The sequence below is a fragment of the Treponema sp. genome, assembly GCF_045657965.1.
Lineage (GTDB): Bacteria > Spirochaetota > Spirochaetia > Treponematales > Treponemataceae > Treponema_D.
In genome coordinates, this window is record NZ_JAZOUG010000025.1 from 1 (window position 1) to 3,210 (window position 3,210).

The following is a 3,210-nucleotide window of genomic DNA, read 5'->3' on the forward strand; positions in this document are numbered from 1 at the left end:
TACATGCACGACAAATACTACTACGAAGCAGCAGAGCTCGCTCTCGAAGATACAGATCTCAAACGCACATTCGCAACTGGTATCGCAGGCTTCTCTCATGTCGTTGATTCACTTTCTGCAATCAAATATGCAAAAGTACGCGTTCTCCGCCGTGACTTCGACATCCATGACCGCAAAACAAAGGCTGTCATCGGAGTTGCTAAAAACATGGCTTATGACTTCGAAATCGACGGTGACTTCCCGCGCTACGGCCAGGATGATGACCGCGCAGACGATATCGCAGTATGGCTCTTGAAGACCTTCATTACAAAAATCAAGAAGCACCCGACATACCGCAATGCAGAGCCAACAACATCAATTCTTACAATCACTTCAAACGTTGTTTACGGTAAGGCAACAGGTGCTCTTCCAAACGGACGCAAAGCACACGAGCCATTCTCACCAGGAGCAAACCCTGCTTACGGTGCAGAAACAAAAGGTCTGGTTAAATCACTCAAATCTGTTGCAAAACTTCCATACCACTACGCTTTGGATGGAATTTCTAACACACAGACAATCAATCCTTCAGCTCTCGGCCATGACGAAGACGAACGCATTGCAAGCCTTGTAAATGTTCTTGACGGATACTTTGCAAAAGGTTCACACCACTTGAATGTAAACGTATTCGGCGTTGAAAAGCTCAAGGACTGCCAGGCTCACCCTGAAAAACCGGAATATGCAAACTTCACAGTCCGCGTTTCTGGTTATGCAGTACGCTTCATCAACCTTACAAAAGAACAGCAGGATGACGTTATCGCACGAACCTGCCACGCTTCGCTGTAATAAACAACTGACCTATAAAAAACAGGTCGGATAACACATAAAAAAAGCGTGGCTCCCGTCGGGAACCTGCCCCAAACACCACAGTGAGCATAGCTCAGGTGGGTTTGTGTCAGAACCCCGACTTCGCCCCGCTTTTTTTATGCATTTTATGTCTTTTTATAAAATCAGTGGGATTTGTTACAGCGAATCGTGCTCGGTTTTCATAAAAAGGTGGGCGCACCCCTGCCAAGGGCAGGGGCGGGCTTTGCGTGGTTACGCTGTCGCTTCATTCGGTAGCAATGGGATTGTCGGGCCAGACCCGACAATCCCATTGCTACCGAACGGCTTCGCCGCCACTACAATCCCTTGCGCAATTGCAAACAGAGGTACTAAATGGCTTTACAAGGTTACATTCATCAGCTGGAATCTTTTGGCTGCGTTGACGGACCTGGTTCAAGGTTTATAATATTTTTTTCAGGCTGTCCTTACCGATGCCTTTACTGCCACAATCCCGATACATGGGAAATGACTCGTGGAAAACTCTATACCGCAGATGAACTTCTCGATGAAGCCGAAGACTGCCGAGATTTCTGGGGCAAAAAAGGCGGTATCACTGTTTCTGGCGGAGAACCTCTTGCGCAGATTGATTTTTTAATCGAACTTTTTACGAAAGCAAAGGAACGAAATATCAACACCTGTATTGATACTGCTGGGGGGCCTTTTAAGAAAGAAGGCGAATGGTTCGAAAAATTTAAAAAACTCATGGAAGTTACTGACACATTGCTCGTTGACATCAAACACATTAATGAAGAAGAACATAAAAAACTTACAGGTCATACAGGAAAAAATGTGCGCGAGATGTTCGCTTATCTTGACGAAATCAAAAAACCAATCTGGATCCGTCATGTTTTAGTTCCTGGAATCACCGACAACGACGAGTATCTCACACAAACCAGAGATTTTATCCGCACTCTGCACAATGTCGAGCGGGTTGAAATCTTACCTTATCACGGACTTGCAATCACTAAGTATAAGGATTTGGGAATTACCTACCCGCTTGAAAAAACAGAAAGTCCAAGCCTTAAACGTGTAGAAAATGCCAGAAAGATTCTTGAATGTGAAAAATATACAAAGTGGAAGGAATAAAAGAAACACAAAAGACAATTTTGATGCTTTCTGCTAAAATAGAACTATGATTGAAATTTTTGATACAACAGATAAATATCCTCTTCAGAAAATCGGAAAAATGGCAGGCGTTTGCTGGAACAGCCCGGTTGATAATGCAGAAAAAAACATAAAACGGGCAAAAGACTGCATTATAAGCGGTCATGGGCGTGTTCTTGAATACGTAGATATAGAGCTTTGCATTAACGGCTATTCTGCACGTGCTATCCGGGAGTATTACACTCATATTGGAGGCAGTCCTACACGCCTTCAGGAAAGTACACGCTATGTAAACTGTGAAAAATTCGACTATTATCTTCCGCCGACAGCAGCAAAATCTGAAGAAGCAAAAAAAGCCTATGAAGAGTGTATGGAACAAATTAGAAAAAGCTATGCCATTCTTATGGAAAAAGGCGTTTCAAAAGAAGATGCAGCAAATATTCTCCCGCTCGGCATGATGACAAAAATCGTAGACAAGCGTAATCTACGGAACATGATAAATTTAATGAACCAGAGGCTTTGTACAAGGGCCTACATTGAAATCCGCTCGATGGCAAACGAAATAAAAAAAGCTTTGAGTGAATACTCAGAAGAATGGAAGTGGATTTGCGAAAATCTTTTTGTACCAAAATGCGACGTAACAGGCTGGTGTACAGAAACAAAGTGCTGCGGAAGAAGACCAAGAAAAGATACCGCGAATTAACTCAAATCATAAGAATTACACTAAAGCACATAATTTATGATGCTTAGTGTAATAATACTTAAAAGCTGTATATAGTTTCGGCTTATTTTTTTGCAAGAGATGTATTTTCTGCAGGAGTAGAATAAAAGGCTAAAACTTCGGTTGAAAATTTACTTTCAAGGTGAACCCGATAGCTTGAGATTTTTGCAACATAATTAAGTGTATGCTGTGGAGTTTTATTCTGCTTTACACGGGAAGTTCCTGCATTGTACATTGCAAGTGCTGTAATGTCATTTCCTGCGATATCCATACAATAGCGTAAATGACTCATTCCATATTTTGCACTTACTTTCGGATCAAAGAATTCAGCCTCAGTAAGTTTAGGGAATGATGCACTGTTAAGCTGGAATAATCCGCGGTCAATTGTATGATTTGTATTTGAATTAACAGCTGTTGCTTTAAACCGGCTTTCTACATAAGCAAGAGAAAATGCAAAGTCGGATCGTAGCCATGTCGTTCTGTGAGCCAAGGAGTTGGCTAAGACATTTGTCTTCCTAAGACCG

General features: G+C 42.2%; 4 protein-coding genes. 3 read left to right on the forward strand and 1 reads right to left on the reverse strand.

Features of this window, described 5'->3' with window-relative positions; all coding sequences use genetic code 11:
• From ACKI5B_RS00625 to ACKI5B_RS00635, 3 genes are all read left to right on the forward strand, one after another.
• On the forward strand, nucleotides 1–822 hold an 822-nt coding region (locus tag ACKI5B_RS00625; RefSeq protein ID WP_407425017.1), incomplete at its 5' end, for a pyruvate formate lyase family protein.
• 372 nt (nucleotides 823–1,194) lie between these two features.
• Nucleotides 1,195–1,947: a pyruvate formate-lyase-activating protein gene (gene pflA / locus ACKI5B_RS00630; RefSeq protein WP_407425018.1), complete on the forward strand. Its 753-nt coding sequence runs from the start codon at nucleotides 1,195–1,197 to the stop codon at nucleotides 1,945–1,947.
• Nucleotides 1,948–1,993: 46 nt separating this feature from the next.
• Nucleotides 1,994–2,668 (forward strand): FAD-dependent thymidylate synthase, encoded by a 675-nt coding sequence (locus ACKI5B_RS00635; protein ID WP_407425019.1) that lies wholly within the window; start codon nucleotides 1,994–1,996, stop codon nucleotides 2,666–2,668.
• Nucleotides 2,669–2,750: 82 nt separating this feature from the next.
• On the opposite strand, the gene ACKI5B_RS00640 is transcribed toward ACKI5B_RS00635, so the two are convergent.
• Nucleotides 2,751–3,210, reverse strand: a 460-nt coding sequence (locus ACKI5B_RS00640) for a lytic transglycosylase domain-containing protein (protein ID WP_407425020.1), incomplete at its 5' end; no start/stop codon positions are given.